This window comes from Rhizobium laguerreae (genome assembly GCF_019778565.1).
Lineage (GTDB): Bacteria > Pseudomonadota > Alphaproteobacteria > Rhizobiales > Rhizobiaceae > Rhizobium > Rhizobium laguerreae.
Map to the genome: position 1 here is coordinate 131,028 of NZ_JAAXQT010000010.1, position 14,922 is coordinate 145,949.

The following is a 14,922-nucleotide window of genomic DNA, read 5'->3' on the forward strand; positions in this document are numbered from 1 at the left end:
CGCAGAGCTCCGTGCAAGTAGCCTCCCGCTCACCCTACCCTCTCCCACGGCGGGAGGGGACGTGCCACGAGATCACCTGCCCATAAAGCGCGGACGCCGCCTCGGGTCCCTTCTCCCCGCTGGAAAGTGGCGGCAGCCGGATGAGGGGGCCACCACCACGAACCGAGACGATCATGACCGCATTGCCCTTCGATCACCCCTTCCTTTCCGGCCTGCTCGGCGACGACGAAATCGCGCCCTATTTCTCCGCAGAGGCGGATATACGGGCGATGCTCTCCTTTGAGGCCGCGCTCGCCAGGGCCGAAGCCGCTCATGGCCTCATTCCTGCCGAAGCCGCAAGGCGCATCGCTGAAACTTGCGCTGCCTTCTCACCCGATGTCTCCAGTCTTCGGTCGGCAACAGCAAGGGACGGTGTCGTCGTTCCCGACCTCATCAAGCAGCTGCGCGCTGATGCCGGCGAGGAAGCGGCAAAAAGCCTGCATTTCGGCGCGACCAGCCAGGATGTCATCGATACCAGCCTGATGATCCGCCTGAAGGCCGTCGTCTTCTTGTTTGCCGGCCGGCTTTCCACCATCGCCGCGGGGCTCGATGCGCTCGACGGCCAGTTCGGCCGGAACAAGCTGATGGGTCACACCCGCATGCAGGCGGCGATCCCGATCACCGTCTCCGATCGCCTCCGCGCGTGGCATGCACCGTTGACGACCTATCGCGACCGCCTGACCGAGCAGAGTTTTCCCGTCCAGTTCGGGGGTGCGGCCGGCACGCTGGACAAGCTCGGGTCGCAGGCAGCAGCCATCCGGGCCTCGCTCGCCCAGGAACTCGGCCTCACCGATGCACCGCAATGGCAAAGCGGGCGTCTGCCGATCGCCGACATCGCCGGCCTGTTCGCATCGATATCGGGCAGTCTCGGCAAGATGGGGCAGGATATCGCGCTGCTTGCCCAGGCCGGCGATGAAATAGAAATATCGGGCGGCGGCACCTCGTCGGCGATGGCGCACAAGCAAAACCCCGTTTCCGCCGAGGTCCTCATCTCGCTCGCGCGCTTCAACGCCACTCTTCTATCTGGCGTCCACCAGTCCCTCGTGCACGAACAGGAACGCTCGGGTGCAGCCTGGACGCTCGAATGGCTGCTGCTGCCGCAAATGACGATGGCGACCGCCGCCAGCCTGCGGCTCGCCGGGGAGCTGATAAGAAATATCAGGAGACTTGGAAAGGCCTAGTTCAGAACCTGAAGCCCGTGCTTTCGCACGATCGAGAGCAGCTTCAGCGCTATCCCGCTCGGCCGCTTGGCGCCACTTTCCCACTTCTGCACGGTGGATAGGCTGGTATTGAGATATCGGGCGAAAACCGGCTGGCTGACGTGATTGCTTTCCCGCAGTGCCTTGATGGCCTCGGGACCAAGCGCGCGCGGCGAAACCAGGCAGCTATCATCGAAGGAGCGCATCGTTTCCTTGTCGATGGTTCCTATTTCATGCATAGCCTTCGCGGGCGTGTGAATCGCCTCGAACGCATCGCTCTTGTACTGAATGCTTTTTGCCATGTTCGATCTCCAGACGCCGCCTAGATCATCGGCCTTGCCTTCCGCGACCTGCCTGATAGCTTTCAATAATTCGGAATCCGATATTCGCGCTTTGCGACCCGCCTTGGTAACCAGCCGGTTTTTGAAAGCGTTCCACCATGCCTGGAAGTAGCACCCGGTGCTATGTTTTTCAAGTTGACCTCCTAAGATGAGAGCAGCCTCTTGACCTTCCCCCTCTTTGATCTCTCCGGCCGCCGCGCCCTCGTTACCGGCTCCAGTCAGGGCATCGGCCGCGCAATGGCGGTCGGGCTTGCCGAGCATGGCGCTTCGATCATCATCAACGGCCGCAACGCGCAGAAGGCGGAGGCGGCAGCCGAAGATATCCGTCGCAGCCATCGCCACGCCGTCAGTGCCGCCTTCGACGTCACCGATGCGGAGGCGAGCCGCACCGCCATCGCCTATATCGAGGCGGAGATCGGCCCGATCGACATTCTCGTCAACAATGCCGGCATGCAGTTCCGCACACCACTGGAGAACTTTCCGGTCGACAAATGGGACGAGATCTTCAAGACCAATGTCTCCAGCCTGTTCTATGTCAGCCAGCCGGTCGCCCAGGCGATGATTGCTCGCGGCCGCGGCAAGATCATCAACATTGCCTCCGTCCAGGCCGAACTCGCCCGTCCCGGCATCGCGCCCTATACCGCGACAAAGGGCGCGGTGAAGAACCTGACGCGCGGCATGGCGACCGACTGGGCGAAATATGGCCTGCAGGTCAATGCGATCGCGCCCGGCTACTTCCGCACGCCGCTCAACCAGGCGCTTGTCGACGATCCGAAGTTTTCCGCCTGGCTGGAAACCCGCACGCCGGCCGGCCGCTGGGGCGAGGTCAAGGAGCTCGTCGGCGCCGCCGTCTTCCTCGCCTCGGATGCTTCTTCCTTCGTCAACGGCCATATGCTGACGGTCGATGGCGGCATCACCGCCTCGCTCTAGAACCGGATGTCGTCCGAAAACCGCTCACACTTTCGGCATCATGCTCTGAATTTGCATCATCCGAGTTTGGCGATGGCACGCAGATTGTCGGCCGTCGTCGTCGGGAATTCGAAGAATTCGAGATAGGCGGGGATCTGTTCGAACAACATGTCCGTCCCAACCTGAAATGCACAGCCGCGCGCCCGCACGGCCTCGAGAAAAGGGGTTATCTCCCTCGTCAGCACGACTTCGCCGACGAAGGTCGATGGCGAGATGCGGTCGATATCGATCGGCAACGGGTCACCCCGTCGCATGCCGAGAGGTGTCGCGTTGACGACGATGTCGAAACCTTCAGGATCAGCGGAGCCGACCGTCACGTCAAGCTGTGGATAATACTTCCTCAGCCTGTCCAGCAGCGCGGTGGCGGTCGTCTGGTTGGCGTCGAAGATGGCGAGATGCTCCACGCCTGCCTGCGCCAAGGACGCCGCGATCGCCGAGCCGACCCCGCCGGCACCGGCGATGAGCGCATGGGCTCCTTCAACCTTTTTACCCTTGCGCAACACGCCGCGAACGAAGCCCTCGCCATCGAACATGTCACCGATCAGCCTGCCGTCCGAACCGAGACGGACCGCATTGCACGAGCCGGCGACTTTCGCGTTGGTCGACGTTTCGTCGAGCAGCGCCATCGTCGAAATCTTGTGCGGCATCGTGATCAGAGCGCCGTGGATATTGGATAGCCGGAACAGAAGTTTCAAAAACGCCGGATAGTCCTCCGGCCTGCAGCCCATCGGCACGACGACGGCATCAATTCCGTTCTTCTCGAAGTACGGATTGTAGATCAGCGGCGCCTTGAACGACTCCGTCGGATAGCCGAGGTGCGCGATGAGTTTGGTCGTCCCGGTGATCATGTGGTCAGGCTTTCTGGGGATCGGAAGAGGCGCTGGCGTCCGCGAGGTGGATCATCTGTCCCCAGCGCGCCGATCTTTTGATCGCCTCGACGACCCTGAGCGTGGCGAGGCCCTCCCGGCCACTCACCAAAGACGTGGCATCGCCACGAATGACGTCGCAAAAATGTCTGAGCTGAACGCAAAGGGGATCGGCTGTTTGGTAAGGCACGCGCTCCTGAGCAAGCGCCTCGAGCCAATCCGGCCTCGAGGAACTTGTCCAAAGCGTCGGATCGGGAATTCCGAGCGAACCCTTGGTGCCGCCGATCTGGTAGCAGAATTGATCGTAACGGGGAAAAGCAGGGTTCTCCCCGGTGGTCGCCTCCCAGCTCCAGGGCGCGGCCACGGCATCGCTGCCGTTGAGGGTGGCAAGCACCCCGCTTGCAAAACGCAGCGTGACGACGGCCGTATCCTCGACGGCATGGTTCCGCACGGCGTGCGATTCCATCGCATGGACGGCTTCGACCTCACCGAAGAGATATCGGAAGAGATCGACATCGTGGATCAGGTTGACGAAGACCGGGCCGGCGCCCGCTTCGCGCCGCCAGGGGATGTCGAAATAGTCGTCGGGCTTGGCGACCCAGAAGGTGCCGTGCACCGTGACGATCTGGCCAAGCCTTCCGCCGTCGACGATCTGCTTGACCGCCTGGATCATCGGATTGTGGCGCCTGTGATGGCCGACCAGCAGTGGGATGCCTGCCTTCTCGCCGGCGGCAACCAGTGCTGCAGCAGCATCGACATCGTCGGCGATCGGTTTCTCGATCAGAGCGGGGATGCCGGCAGCGACGATCTCCATTCCGTTCTCGACGTGAAGCTGGTTCGGCGTTGCGACGATCACGCCGTCAGGCCTGTCCTGGACGCGGATGTCTAAGAAGCTTCGGTACCATCGGGCGCCGACAGTCTCGGCGAAGTCGCGACCGGCGGCGGAAGGATCGATGACCGCCGAGAGAACCGTTCCCGGCTCGGACATGATGCGCTCGACGTGGCGCCTGCCGATGAGGCCGGCTCCCATGACTGCAATCTCTAGCGACTTCATTGCAGGCTCCCATAATTTGCCAGACGCATCGACCTTGAGACCCTTACTTCCGCAGGATTTCTCCGAGGAATTTCCTCGTTCGCTCATGCTGTGGGTTTGTGAAGAACTCGGCCGGCCGGGCTTCCTCGACGATCGCGCCGCTGGCCATGAAGATCACCCGATCGGCGACCTGGCGGGCAAAGCCCATCTCGTGCGTGACGCAGATCATCGTCATGCCCTCATCGGCCAGCGCGATCATCGTATCCAGCACCTCCTTGACCATCTCCGGATCAAGCGCCGACGTCGGCTCATCGAACAGCATGACTTTCGGCCGCATGCAAAGCGCGCGGGCGATGGCGACACGCTGCTGCTGGCCGCCCGAAAGCTGCACCGGATATTTGTCGGCCTGCTCGAGGATCTTGACCCGCTCGAGCAGCCCGCGTGCCCTTTCCTCGGCCTCCGCCTTGCCGACGCCGACTGCCTTCATCGGCGCCAGCATGCAGTTCTGCAGTACGGTCAGATGCGGAAACAGATTGAACTGCTGGAAGACCATGCCGACTTCGCGACGGATCGCATCGATGGTCTTGGCCTGATTGCCGAGAAGAATTCCGCCGACGCGGATTTCACCTTTCTCGTAGGTCTCGAGATGGTTGATGCAGCGAATGAGCGTCGACTTGCCGCTGCCGGAAGGCCCGCACAAGACGATCCTCTCGCCGCTGCGAACCGATATGTTGATGTCGTGCAGGGCTTGAAAAGCACCATACCACTTCTCCACCCGCTCCATGGTGATCATGGTTTGCCCGCCTTGAGCGGGACTGGGACTGGTCATCGGTAGAACTCCATATTGGCGGGCTGGACAGCGTCGAGGACGAGGGATGCGGATCAGCGCGCGGAGGCGGCAAACTTTCGTTCGAGGCGGGCGCCAAGAATCGTCAGTGGGCAGCACATCACGAAATAGAGAATGCCGACGATGCCGAAGACCGTCAGCGGTTGGAAGATCTGGTTGGAGATGATGTTGCCGGCTCGCGTCAGCTCGGTGAAGCCGACGATCGATGCAAGCGAGGTGCCTTTGATCAACTGCACCAGGAAACCGATCGTGGCGGGCAGCGAGATGCGCAGCGCCTGCGGCAGGATGACATCCTTCATGCGTGAGACGTAACGGAGGCTGAGAGCCTTTGCCGCTTCCGTCTGGCCGCGCGGAACCGCTTCGATCGATCCGCGCCAGATCTCGCCGAGATAGGCGCTGGCGTGCAGTGTCAGTCCGATGGCAACGGCCACCCAGGCGTCGAGCATCAGCCCGACCAAAGCAAGGCCGTAATAAACGACGAAAAGCTGCATCAGCAGAGGCGTTCCCTGGAAGACGGCGATGTAGCCGGCCGTGACGCGTTCCAGCAGCGGCAGGCCCGAGGCACGGGCAAGGGCGACGCCGAGCCCTGCAATGCCACCGCAGACAAAGCCGACGGCAGACAGGAGCACGGTCCATTTCAGGCCGATCAGGAGGAAGACGAATTCTTCGTGACCCATGGAATTCCTCCTACTTGACCGGATATTTGAAGTAGCGCGCCGAAAACAGCGCGAAGATGCGCATCATCAGCCAGGAGATCACGAAATAGAAAACGGTGACCGTGAAGTAGACCTCGAAGCTGCGAAAGCTCTCCGACTCGATGCGCTGGGAAACGGAGGTCAGCTCATAGGCCGAAATTGCCGATGCGATGCTGGTGGTGAGCGTCAACAGGACGAACTGGCTGGTCAAAGACGGATAGATCGCCCGCAATGCCGGCTTGAGGATGATCAGCCGGAAAACCTGAGCCTTGTGCAGACCAAGCGCCAGACCGGCCTCCATCTGCCCCTTCGGGATCGACTGGACGCCGCCGCGAATGATTTCAATCGCGTAGGCGCCGCCGTTGATGCCGAGCGAGATAATCGCCGTCGGTGTCGGATCCAGCCTGATGCCCGCGAGCGGAAGCGCGAAGTAGATGAAGAAGATCTGGACCAGAAACGGCGTGTTGCGGATCAACTCGACGAAGGCGATGACCAGCCATCGCGCCGGCTTCAGGGCGGAGTCGCGGAGCGCAACGCCGCCAATTCCGATGATGATCGCCAGCAGCATCCCACAAATGGCAAGCAAGAATGTCCCGAGGCAGCCGAGCAGAAGGCTCGGCAGGCCATCTATGACCGGGGTGAAATCCAACTTATAATTCATGGCGATCCTTCTGATCCGACTTCCCGAGTTCAGTCCCGCTTGACCATTCCAGCCATCGCCTGGACGGCGAGTTCGTAGCCGTCGGCTCCAAAACCGATCATGATAGCCGTGGCAACGCGTGAGATCAGCGAATTGTGGTAGATGCTCTCGCGCGCATGAACATTGGAAATATGCAGCTCGATCTTCGGCGGGTCGAACATTTTCAGCGCATCGAGAAGAGCGATTGATGTGAACGTGTAGCCGGCAGGGTTGATGATGATGCCACAGGCGTCAGTCCGGGCCTGGTGCACGCTCTCGACCAGTTCGCCCTCGAAATTGGTCTGGCGAAATTCGACGTCGAATCCCAGGGCTTTTGCCTTGGTCACGCACCGTTTCCTGACGTCGGCCAGCGTCGTGGTGCCATAGATCGCCGGCTCGCGCTGACCGAGAAGATTGAGGTTCGGCCCGTTGAGCACAAAAATTGGTTTGTTCATGATCGCGCTCCTGGATGCGGGCCGAAGCCGGTCTCGAAACATGATGGTAGCGTTGGCGGGCATCACCAGGGATGCCCACCTCCTCGACTAAATGCTCGATTTATGAGCTTTCAGTTCGCCGCGAACGGAATGCCTTCCAGCGTTTCCGGGAATTCCGGGACCGGAACCTTCATCCACTTGTCGTAGACTGCCTTGAGTTCGCCGTTGGCCTTGATCTTGTCGATGAAGGTGTTGAGCGCCGCATTGATTTCCTTTTCGCCGAGACGCGTGCAAGCGCCGTTGTAGAGCTTCTGGAACTCAAGCTTGTTTTCGAATTCGCCCGGACGGGCCTTCTCCACCCGGTCCATGTAGAAGATGTTGCCGCCCAGCGTCTCGACCTGGCCGGACACCAGCGCCTGGACGCTCGGGGCATCTCCATCATAGCGCCGGATGGTCGTGCCCGCCGGTGCGTTCTTTGTGACCTGCGTGTCCTGGGCAGCCCCCTTGGCGACGCCGACCGTGAATTTGGCCATGTCGGCATTCGTCTTGATTTCAGCCGATTTTGGACCAATCAGAACAATGGCATTGGCAACATAGGGCTTGCTGAACTGCACGGCCTTTGCACGATCCGGCAGCATCGCCATCGTTGCGAACAGAACGTCGACACGGCCGGCCGTCAGTGCGGGAATGCGATTGTTGACTTCAAGCGGCACGAACTCGACCGAAACACCCAGTTCCTTGGCAAACAGCGTTGCGATGTCGGCGTCGAGGCCGTCCTGTTTGCCGCTGCTGGTCACAAAGCCCCAAGGCGGGTTGTCACCCTGAATTCCGACGATGATCTTGCCGCGGGCCTTGATTTCATCGGGCGTGATGGCGGCGGCCGGTTGCGCCAGGGTGACGGCAGCCACCAGGGCCGCGGCTCCGAGCATCGCGTTTCGGCGCGTCAGCATAGATTTGAACATGTGATTCCTCCTCCTTTGGCGGTCACTCGACCGGACAGCCACCTCACCTTTTGACTGTGAGAGGAATGATTGCCAGAGAGGAGCGCTCAAATCAACAGAGTTTTTCAAAATCATATGAGAATTTATAATAAGACACGCTATTTGAATTCCTCACGACATTTGCCATAATAGTAGCGAGCGATTTTCCGGGACGCATCGTGGTGCTCGGCGTTCGTTTAATCTCGCACGGATATCGGAAGGGCTTTGACATGAGGACCTCGATTGCGACTGTAACGATCAGCGGCGAACTTCCCGAGAAGCTCGAGGCCATCGCCGAAGCGGGCTTCGACGGCGTCGAGATCTTCGAAAATGATTTCCTTGCCTTCGACGGAAGCCCGACGGATGTCGGAAAACTCGTCCGCGACCATGGCCTGGAGATCACCTTGTTTCAGCCATTTCGCGATTTCGAAGGCATGCCGGAGCCGCTGCGAAGCCGCACGTTTGACCGCGCGGAACGGAAGTTCGACGTCATGCAGCAGCTTGGAACGGATCTGGTGCTCGTCTGCTCCAACGTCTCGCCGGCCGCCATCGGCGGCATCGACCGGGCGGCGGCGGACTTTCATGAACTTGGCGAGCGTGCCGCCAAGCGTGGACTGAGGGTAGGCTACGAGGCGCTTGCCTGGGGCCGCCATATCAGCGACCACCGCGACGCCTGGGAGATCGTCCGTCGCGCCGATCATCCGAATGTCGGTCTTATCCTCGACAGCTTCCACACCTTGTCGCGCAAAATCGACGTCAATTCCATCCGCTCGATTCCCAAAGAGAAAATCTTCATCGTCCAGCTTGCCGATGCCCCTGATATCGACATGGACCTGCTCTACTGGAGCCGCCACTTCCGAAATATGCCGGGTGAAGGCGACCTTCCCGTCACGGCGTTCACCGAAGCCGTCGCGGCGACAGGTTATGACGGCTATTTCTCCCTGGAGATCTTCAACGACCAGTTCCGAGGCGGTTTGTCGCGTGCGATCGCTGCCGACGGCCACCGCTCGCTGCTCTATCTCGGCGACCAGGTACGACGCCATCTCGGCATCGGAAGCATGACCGGAGCGGCGATGCCGGAAAGGCCTTCCGTCAAGGGCGTCGGCTTCGTCGAGTTCGCCACGGACGAACAGGATGAAGTCGAGCTGGTTGCATTGCTGCGCACCCTCGGATTCAAAAGGACGGCAACCCACCGCACGAAAAAGGTCTCCCTCTTCGAACAGGGCGAGATCCGGATCCTCGTCAATGTCGATCAGGCAGGATTCGCGAACGCCGCCTACGCCGTTCACGGTACTTTTGCCTATGCCATGGCCCTGATCGTCGACGATGCGGCAAAGGCCTATGAGCGCGCGCTCGCCTTGGATGCCGAGCCATTCACCCAGCCTGTCGCGGACGGTGAGCTCGAGCTGCCCGCCATTCGGGGCGTGGGCGGCGGGATCGTCTATCTCATCGACGACAAGAGTGCATTGGGTCGCTTCTCCGAAATCGACTTTCAGCCGGTCACCGATGACAGCGCCGCGCCGTCTGCAGGCCTTTTGCGCATCGATCACGTCGCCCAGACGGTCGGCTACGATGAGATGCTCACATGGCTTCTGTTCTACACGTCCATTTTCGAAACGCGGAAGACCCCGATGGTCGATATCATCGACCCGGCCGGGGTGGTGCGCAGTCAAGTCGTCGAGAACGACACCGGGACGCTGCGCATTACCATGAACGGCGCCGAGAATCGCCGCACCCTGGCGGGACATTTCATCGCCGAGAAATTCGGGGCCGGCATACAGCATCTGGCATTTTTGACCGAGGACATCTTTGCAACCGCCAAAAACCTTCGTGCTTGCGGTTTCAGATCGCTGCACATTTCGCCGAACTACTACGACGACGTCGAAGCACGCTTCGGCCTCGATCCGGCTCTGACCGAGCGGCTGAAAGCGGAAAACATCCTCTATGACCGGGACGAGCATGGTGAATATTTTCAGCTCTATAGCGGAACCTATGGAGAGGGTTTCTTTTTCGAGATCGTCGAGCGTCAGGGTTACCGCGGCTACGGCGCGCCGAACGCAATTTTCCGGATCGCCTCTCTGAAGAAACAGATGCGACCGGAGGGAATCCCGAAAGACGCCTTTTGAGGTCCTGGTTTTACGGCCGAAGTGCTCACACCTCTTTCTCGGCAATCTGCATCGTAGCAGCCGTCATCTTCTGGCTTGATCAACGAGTTGGGGCCAGACTAAGTTATTTCGCATAAAACGTGATCCAGAGCCTCGCTGGACGATCTAGTCTATCTTCGCGCGTAGAACGGATTTGCCTTTCAACGCTTTGTGGAGCACCATCATCGGCACAGCCGGGGGATGGAACGATGGGACAGCTCACGAGCGGAGAGCGGGGGTCCGCGGCAGCCATACTTATCGCTTTGATGATTGTCGGTGTCATGATGGCGGCCGCTGGCCGCTTTGATCCCATCGGCATACACGGCGCTATCGTCCTCGTATATTGCGGCACGTTGTTCTGCTACATCCTGACTTCGGCTTTCAGCGAAGAACCGGATGCTTCGCGCTTTTCCAGCTACTATGACGATCCAATCAAGGTCGGCGTGGCCCTCACACTGGCGTGGGCGGTCTTTGGCATGTTTATCGGCGTCTGGGCAGCCGCACAGCTTGCCTGGCCGAGCCTGAATTTCGATACGGCGTGGTCGAGCTTCGGCCGTATACGGCCCGCTCATACGACAGGGGTGATCTTCGGCTTCGGTGGAAACGCCTTGATCGCAACATCATTTCATGTCGTTCAGCGAACATCGCGCGCAAGGCTGGCCGATCAACTCTCGCCGTGGTTCGTGATCTTCGGCTTCAACCTTTTCTGTCTGATCGCGGTCAGCGGGTATTTCATGGGCGTTACCCAGTCCAAGGAATACGCTGAAGCGGAATGGTATGCCGACCTCTGGCTCGTGATCGTTTGGATCGCCTATTTCGCGCTCTTCGTACGCACCTTGGCGCGGCGCAAGGAACCGCACATCTACGTGGCCAACTGGTATTATCTCGCCTTCATCATCGTTGTGGCGATCCTCCATATCGTCAACAACCTGGCAGTGCCGGTATCGTTCGGACACGCCAAAAGCTACACGGTCTGGCCCGGTGTACAGGATGCGATGGTCCAGTGGTGGTATGGGCACAACGCCGTGGCGTTTTTTCTGACGTCGGGCTTCCTTGGGATGCTCTACTATTATCTGCCGATCCGCGCTGAGCGGCCGATTTTTTCCTATCGATTGTCCATTCTCAGCTTCTGGGGGATCACCTTCTTCTACATGTGGGCGGGGTCCCACCATCTCCATTACACCGCGCTGCCTATCTGGGTGCAAAACCTTGGAATGACGTTCTCGGTCATGCTGCTCGTTCCGTCGTGGGCGTCGGCCGGGAACGCGTTGCTCACGTTGAACGGGGCTTGGCATCGCGTTCGTGACGACGCCACTCTTCGCTTCATCATGATGGCGGCGTTCTTCTACGGTCTGTCAACATTCGAAGGGTCTTTCATGGCAATCAGACCCGTCAACTCACTGTCTCATTATACCGATTGGACGGTTGGACACGTTCATGCCGGTGCGCTGGGCTGGGTCGCCATGATAACGTTCGGGGCGTTCTACACACTCGTTCCATCGATCTGGAAGCGCGAAAGGATGTATTCTGCAGCCCTGGTCGAAGTCCACTTCTGGTTGGCGCTTGCAGGCACGCTCATCTACGTCTTCGCCATGTGGAATTCCGGCATCATCCAGGGCTTGATGTGGCGCACATATTCAGCCGACAACACCTTAGTCTATTCATTCGTCGACAGTCTGCTGGCGATGTATCCCTACTACATCGCACGCGCTTTCGGAGGGCTGCTTTTCCTCCTTGGGGCGATCGTGGCGAGCTTCAATATCTGGATGACCGTCCGAACGGCTCCCGCCGTGAGAGCAGTTCACGACGCGCCCCTGACTTCGGGCCTTCTCGAAAATGCGCCGGCGGAGTGAGAGATGAGCGAACCTCTGCATGGAAGACTGGAACGGACGGCCGTCGGGTTTATGCTGGCTATCGTTGTAGCGGGTAGCGTCGGCGGGCTCGTCGAGATCGCCCCGTTGTTCACGATCCACGAGACGGTCGAGGACGCCCCGGACATGAGAGTGTATACACCTCTCGAGGCGGCGGGCCGGAACATCTATGTCCGAGAAGGGTGTTACGCCTGCCACAGCCAGATGATCAGAACGCTGCGGGACGAGGTCGAGCGATACGGTCCTTATTCTCTTGCGGTCGAATCCAAGTATGACCATCCCATGTTGTGGGGTTCAAAGCGCACGGGTCCCGATCTGGCGCGCATCGGCGGAAAGTATTCCGATCTCTGGCACGTGGCCCATTTGATCAACCCTCGCGAGGTCGTCCCGGAATCCAACATGCCGTCCTATCAATGGTTGGCGACAACCCCACTCGATCTTGCCGATCTGCGCGACCAAGTGGCGGCGCTGAGAACCGTGGGCGTGCCCTATACGGACGACATGGTCGCAAACGCGCCTGCCGATGCCTTCGGCCAAGCCAATCCAGACAGCGAGCAATCCTCAGGCGTCACGGAACGTTATGGGCAAGACACGCAGGTCTCTGCGTTTGACGGTGTAAAAACCAGAGTGACGGAAATGGACGCCATGGTCGCCTATCTGCAGGTGCTTGGCCGCCTCACGAAAGCTGCCTACCAGAACACTGCGGCACCGGAGCAGATGCCGAACCCCAACAATTGATTCCTCAGGGGATTTGAGATGGATGTTAGCCACGAAACCATGTTGGAACTGTCCAAGGTTTGGGGCTTGTTCTATCTCATCCTGTTTTCGATCGGGGTGATCATCTACACCTTCTGGCCTTCCAACAAGGCGCGTTTCGATCGGGCGGAAACGGACATATTCGATAAGGACGACACCCCATGGCGATAGAGGAAGTCGATCCCGTAACAGGCCGGAAGACGACGGGACACATGTGGAACGGCATCAAGGAGCTCGATACTCCTGTACCGCGCGGGGTTCTGCTCTTCCTCATCATCACGCACCTGTTCGCCGCTCTCTGGTGGATACTGTATCCGACCTGGCCGCTTGGAAGCACGTATACGAGGGGCCTGATCGGGACGGGTCAAAAGCAGGCGGTAGAGCGAAAGATCATAGAAGCCGATGCTTCGCGCGCGCCCTGGATCGAGAAGATCGAGACCAGTTCCTTCGATGAGATCCGTGCCGACGAAAAGCTGATGGCGAAGGTGGCCTCCAGCGGCCACCAGTTGTTCGGAGACAACTGCGCCGCCTGTCATGGAAGGGACGGCAAGGGCGGACGAGATTTCCCCGATCTTACCGATGACGACTGGCTTTGGGGTGGAGGACCAGAAAAGATCGTCCAGACCATGACGGTGGGGGTCAATACGACGCACTCGCAAAGCCGCGTGTCCCAGATGCCTGCGTTCGGAACAGACGAAATGCTCAACCGAAAACAGGTGAGCGACGTCGCCGCCTATGTCTATTCGTTGAGCAATACGTCCACCGAGGCCGCAGACGCCAGCCAGATAGCTGCGGGCCGCGAGGTGTTCATGGCTAGCTGCGTGGCATGCCACGGCGAAGACGCCAAAGGCAAACAGGATGTGGGTGCGCCGAACCTGACCGATGGCCGCTGGATTTACGGCGGGGGCATCGAACGGATCGTCCAGTCGATCCATGGCGGACGGCAGGGACATATGCCCACCTGGGACGAACGCCTCAGTCCCGCTGAGATAAAGATACTCGCGCTTTATGTGAACAAGCTGGGTGGGGGTCAACAGTGATGCCCGAAGCGAAGAGACCTATACCACGCGCTTTCAAGTGGCTGCTGATCGGGCTGACCGGGGCGATCGTTGTCGGCGCTAACGCCCATTTTGTTTACATGGCGATCGCCACCCAGCCCGCCTGCATCGAGCATATCAAGGAAAAAGGGCAGCAGCCCAACCAATTCAGGGCCGCCGCTTCTGCTTGCTGAACGCACGAGGAGGATCAGATGCCGCAGGACGACACTTCCGGCCGATATCGGAGCGAGGTATCGGGGATACAGGAGACGATGAATCCCGAGTGGCAGCGGCATCTGCCCCTCGGCGCTCCTCTCGGTTGGCTTGGCCAAGGCTGGCAGGACTTGATCCGGCAACCCTGGCCAAGTCTGGCCTATGGGTTCGTGGTGTTCTTACTCGCGCTGATGGCCACCGTGATGCTGTTTCGGCTCGATAGCGACTATCTTCTCTTTCCCGCATTGGCGGGCATATTGATCGTCGCCCCGCTCTTTGCCGCAGGGCTCTATGTCAAGAGCAGGAGTTTGGCGAACGGGGAACGCACCACGTTTCGTGAGATGTTATTCGTCCGGCCGAGAGCTGGAGGGCAGGTGTTTTTCACGGGGATGCTGCTGTGCATGGTGATGCTGCTCTGGATGAGGGCGGCGGTTATTATCTACGCGCTCTTTTTCGGCGTTAATCCGTTCCCCGGCCTTGATGGCGTAGCAAGGCTATTGGTCACCACCCCCTCGGGCTGGGGCATGCTGATCGTCGGCTTGTGTGTGGGCGCATTGTTCGCTGGATTCGCTTTTGCAATCGGGGTGTTCTCAATCCCGATGCTTCTGGATGAGCGCATAGACGCCTTCACGGCGATGGGCGTTAGCGTTGTCATGGTCTGGAACAACATGGGACCCTCAATGGTCTGGGGTGCGATCGTCCTCGCCCTCTTTCTCGCCAGCCTGCTGACGGGACTTGTCGGACTGATCGTCGTTTTTCCTTTGCTCGGCCACGCCACATGGCATGCCTATAAGGCAATGAGGTAGCGAGGAACGGACA

At 59.7% G+C, this 14,922-nt stretch carries 17 protein-coding genes; 9 read left to right on the forward strand and 8 right to left on the reverse strand.

Annotated elements, in window-relative coordinates; genetic code table 11:
- Window positions 1-173 precede the first annotated feature (173 nt).
- Window positions 174-1,220: a 3-carboxy-cis,cis-muconate cycloisomerase gene (locus HFO71_RS27410; protein WP_077979913.1), complete on the forward strand. Its 1,047-nt coding sequence runs from the start codon at window positions 174-176 to the stop codon at window positions 1,218-1,220.
- On the opposite strand, the gene HFO71_RS27415 is transcribed toward HFO71_RS27410, so the two are convergent.
- Window positions 1,217-1,606 (reverse strand): helix-turn-helix domain-containing protein, encoded by a 390-nt coding sequence (locus tag HFO71_RS27415; protein ID WP_221988659.1) that lies wholly within the window; start codon window positions 1,604-1,606, stop codon window positions 1,217-1,219. The two genes, HFO71_RS27410 and HFO71_RS27415, sit on opposite strands and share 4 nt — an antisense overlap.
- Before the next feature lie 135 nt (window positions 1,607-1,741).
- Between HFO71_RS27415 and HFO71_RS27420 the strand changes: the two genes are divergently transcribed.
- The gene (locus HFO71_RS27420) at window positions 1,742-2,509 is read left to right on the forward strand and encodes an SDR family oxidoreductase (RefSeq protein ID WP_077979915.1); all 768 of its coding nucleotides are present in this window, start codon (window positions 1,742-1,744) and stop codon (window positions 2,507-2,509) included.
- A 56-nt stretch (window positions 2,510-2,565) separates the two neighbouring features.
- Here HFO71_RS27420 and HFO71_RS27425 read toward each other — a convergent pair whose 3' ends face one another.
- From HFO71_RS27425 to HFO71_RS27455, 7 genes are all read right to left on the reverse strand, one after another.
- A complete protein-coding gene (locus HFO71_RS27425; protein ID WP_077979916.1) occupies window positions 2,566-3,396 on the reverse strand; it encodes a shikimate dehydrogenase family protein in 831 nt (276 codons plus the stop codon).
- 4 nt (window positions 3,397-3,400) lie between these two features.
- Entirely contained in the window at window positions 3,401-4,468 is a 1,068-nt protein-coding gene (locus HFO71_RS27430; RefSeq protein ID WP_077979917.1) for a Gfo/Idh/MocA family protein, read from the reverse strand.
- A gap of 43 nt (window positions 4,469-4,511) precedes the next feature.
- The gene (locus HFO71_RS27435; RefSeq protein ID WP_077979918.1) at window positions 4,512-5,276 is read right to left on the reverse strand and encodes an amino acid ABC transporter ATP-binding protein; all 765 of its coding nucleotides are present in this window, start codon (window positions 5,274-5,276) and stop codon (window positions 4,512-4,514) included.
- A gap of 53 nt (window positions 5,277-5,329) precedes the next feature.
- Window positions 5,330-5,971, reverse strand: coding sequence for an amino acid ABC transporter permease (locus HFO71_RS27440; protein WP_077979919.1), 642 nt, complete (start codon window positions 5,969-5,971; stop codon window positions 5,330-5,332).
- Between the two features lie 10 nt (window positions 5,972-5,981).
- Window positions 5,982-6,650, reverse strand: coding sequence for an amino acid ABC transporter permease (locus tag HFO71_RS27445; RefSeq protein WP_221988660.1), 669 nt, complete (start codon window positions 6,648-6,650; stop codon window positions 5,982-5,984).
- A gap of 29 nt (window positions 6,651-6,679) precedes the next feature.
- A complete protein-coding gene (locus HFO71_RS27450) occupies window positions 6,680-7,123 on the reverse strand; it encodes a type II 3-dehydroquinate dehydratase (RefSeq protein ID WP_025397736.1) in 444 nt (147 codons plus the stop codon).
- 110 nt (window positions 7,124-7,233) lie between these two features.
- Window positions 7,234-8,064, reverse strand: coding sequence for a transporter substrate-binding domain-containing protein (locus HFO71_RS27455; protein WP_003548449.1), 831 nt, complete (start codon window positions 8,062-8,064; stop codon window positions 7,234-7,236).
- A gap of 248 nt (window positions 8,065-8,312) precedes the next feature.
- Between HFO71_RS27455 and HFO71_RS27460 the strand changes: the two genes are divergently transcribed.
- From HFO71_RS27460 to HFO71_RS27490, 7 genes are all read left to right on the forward strand, one after another.
- Window positions 8,313-10,208 carry a bifunctional sugar phosphate isomerase/epimerase/4-hydroxyphenylpyruvate dioxygenase family protein gene (locus HFO71_RS27460; RefSeq protein ID WP_132613681.1) on the forward strand — a complete coding sequence of 632 codons (1,896 nt, stop codon included), beginning with the start codon at window positions 8,313-8,315 and terminating at the stop codon, window positions 10,206-10,208.
- Window positions 10,209-10,435: 227 nt separating this feature from the next.
- Entirely contained in the window at window positions 10,436-12,079 is a 1,644-nt protein-coding gene (gene ccoN / locus HFO71_RS27465; protein ID WP_077979922.1) for a cytochrome-c oxidase, cbb3-type subunit I, read from the forward strand.
- Window positions 12,080-12,082: 3 nt separating this feature from the next.
- Window positions 12,083-12,835, forward strand: coding sequence for a cytochrome-c oxidase, cbb3-type subunit II (gene ccoO / locus HFO71_RS27470; protein WP_077979923.1), 753 nt, complete (start codon window positions 12,083-12,085; stop codon window positions 12,833-12,835).
- A gap of 18 nt (window positions 12,836-12,853) precedes the next feature.
- On the forward strand, window positions 12,854-13,024 hold the full coding sequence (locus HFO71_RS27475) for a cbb3-type cytochrome c oxidase subunit 3 (protein WP_077979924.1): 171 nt from the start codon (window positions 12,854-12,856) through the stop codon (window positions 13,022-13,024).
- A complete protein-coding gene (gene ccoP / locus HFO71_RS27480; RefSeq protein ID WP_077979925.1) occupies window positions 13,015-13,893 on the forward strand; it encodes a cytochrome-c oxidase, cbb3-type subunit III in 879 nt (292 codons plus the stop codon). Before HFO71_RS27475 ends, ccoP begins: the two co-directional genes overlap by 10 nt.
- On the forward strand, window positions 13,893-14,084 hold the full coding sequence (locus tag HFO71_RS27485; RefSeq protein ID WP_221988661.1) for a hypothetical protein: 192 nt from the start codon (window positions 13,893-13,895) through the stop codon (window positions 14,082-14,084). Before ccoP ends, HFO71_RS27485 begins: the two co-directional genes overlap by 1 nt.
- Before the next feature lie 18 nt (window positions 14,085-14,102).
- Complete coding sequence (locus HFO71_RS27490; protein ID WP_077979926.1) at window positions 14,103-14,909, forward strand: DUF2189 domain-containing protein; 807 nt, start codon at window positions 14,103-14,105, stop codon at window positions 14,907-14,909.
- Window positions 14,910-14,922 lie beyond the last annotated feature (13 nt).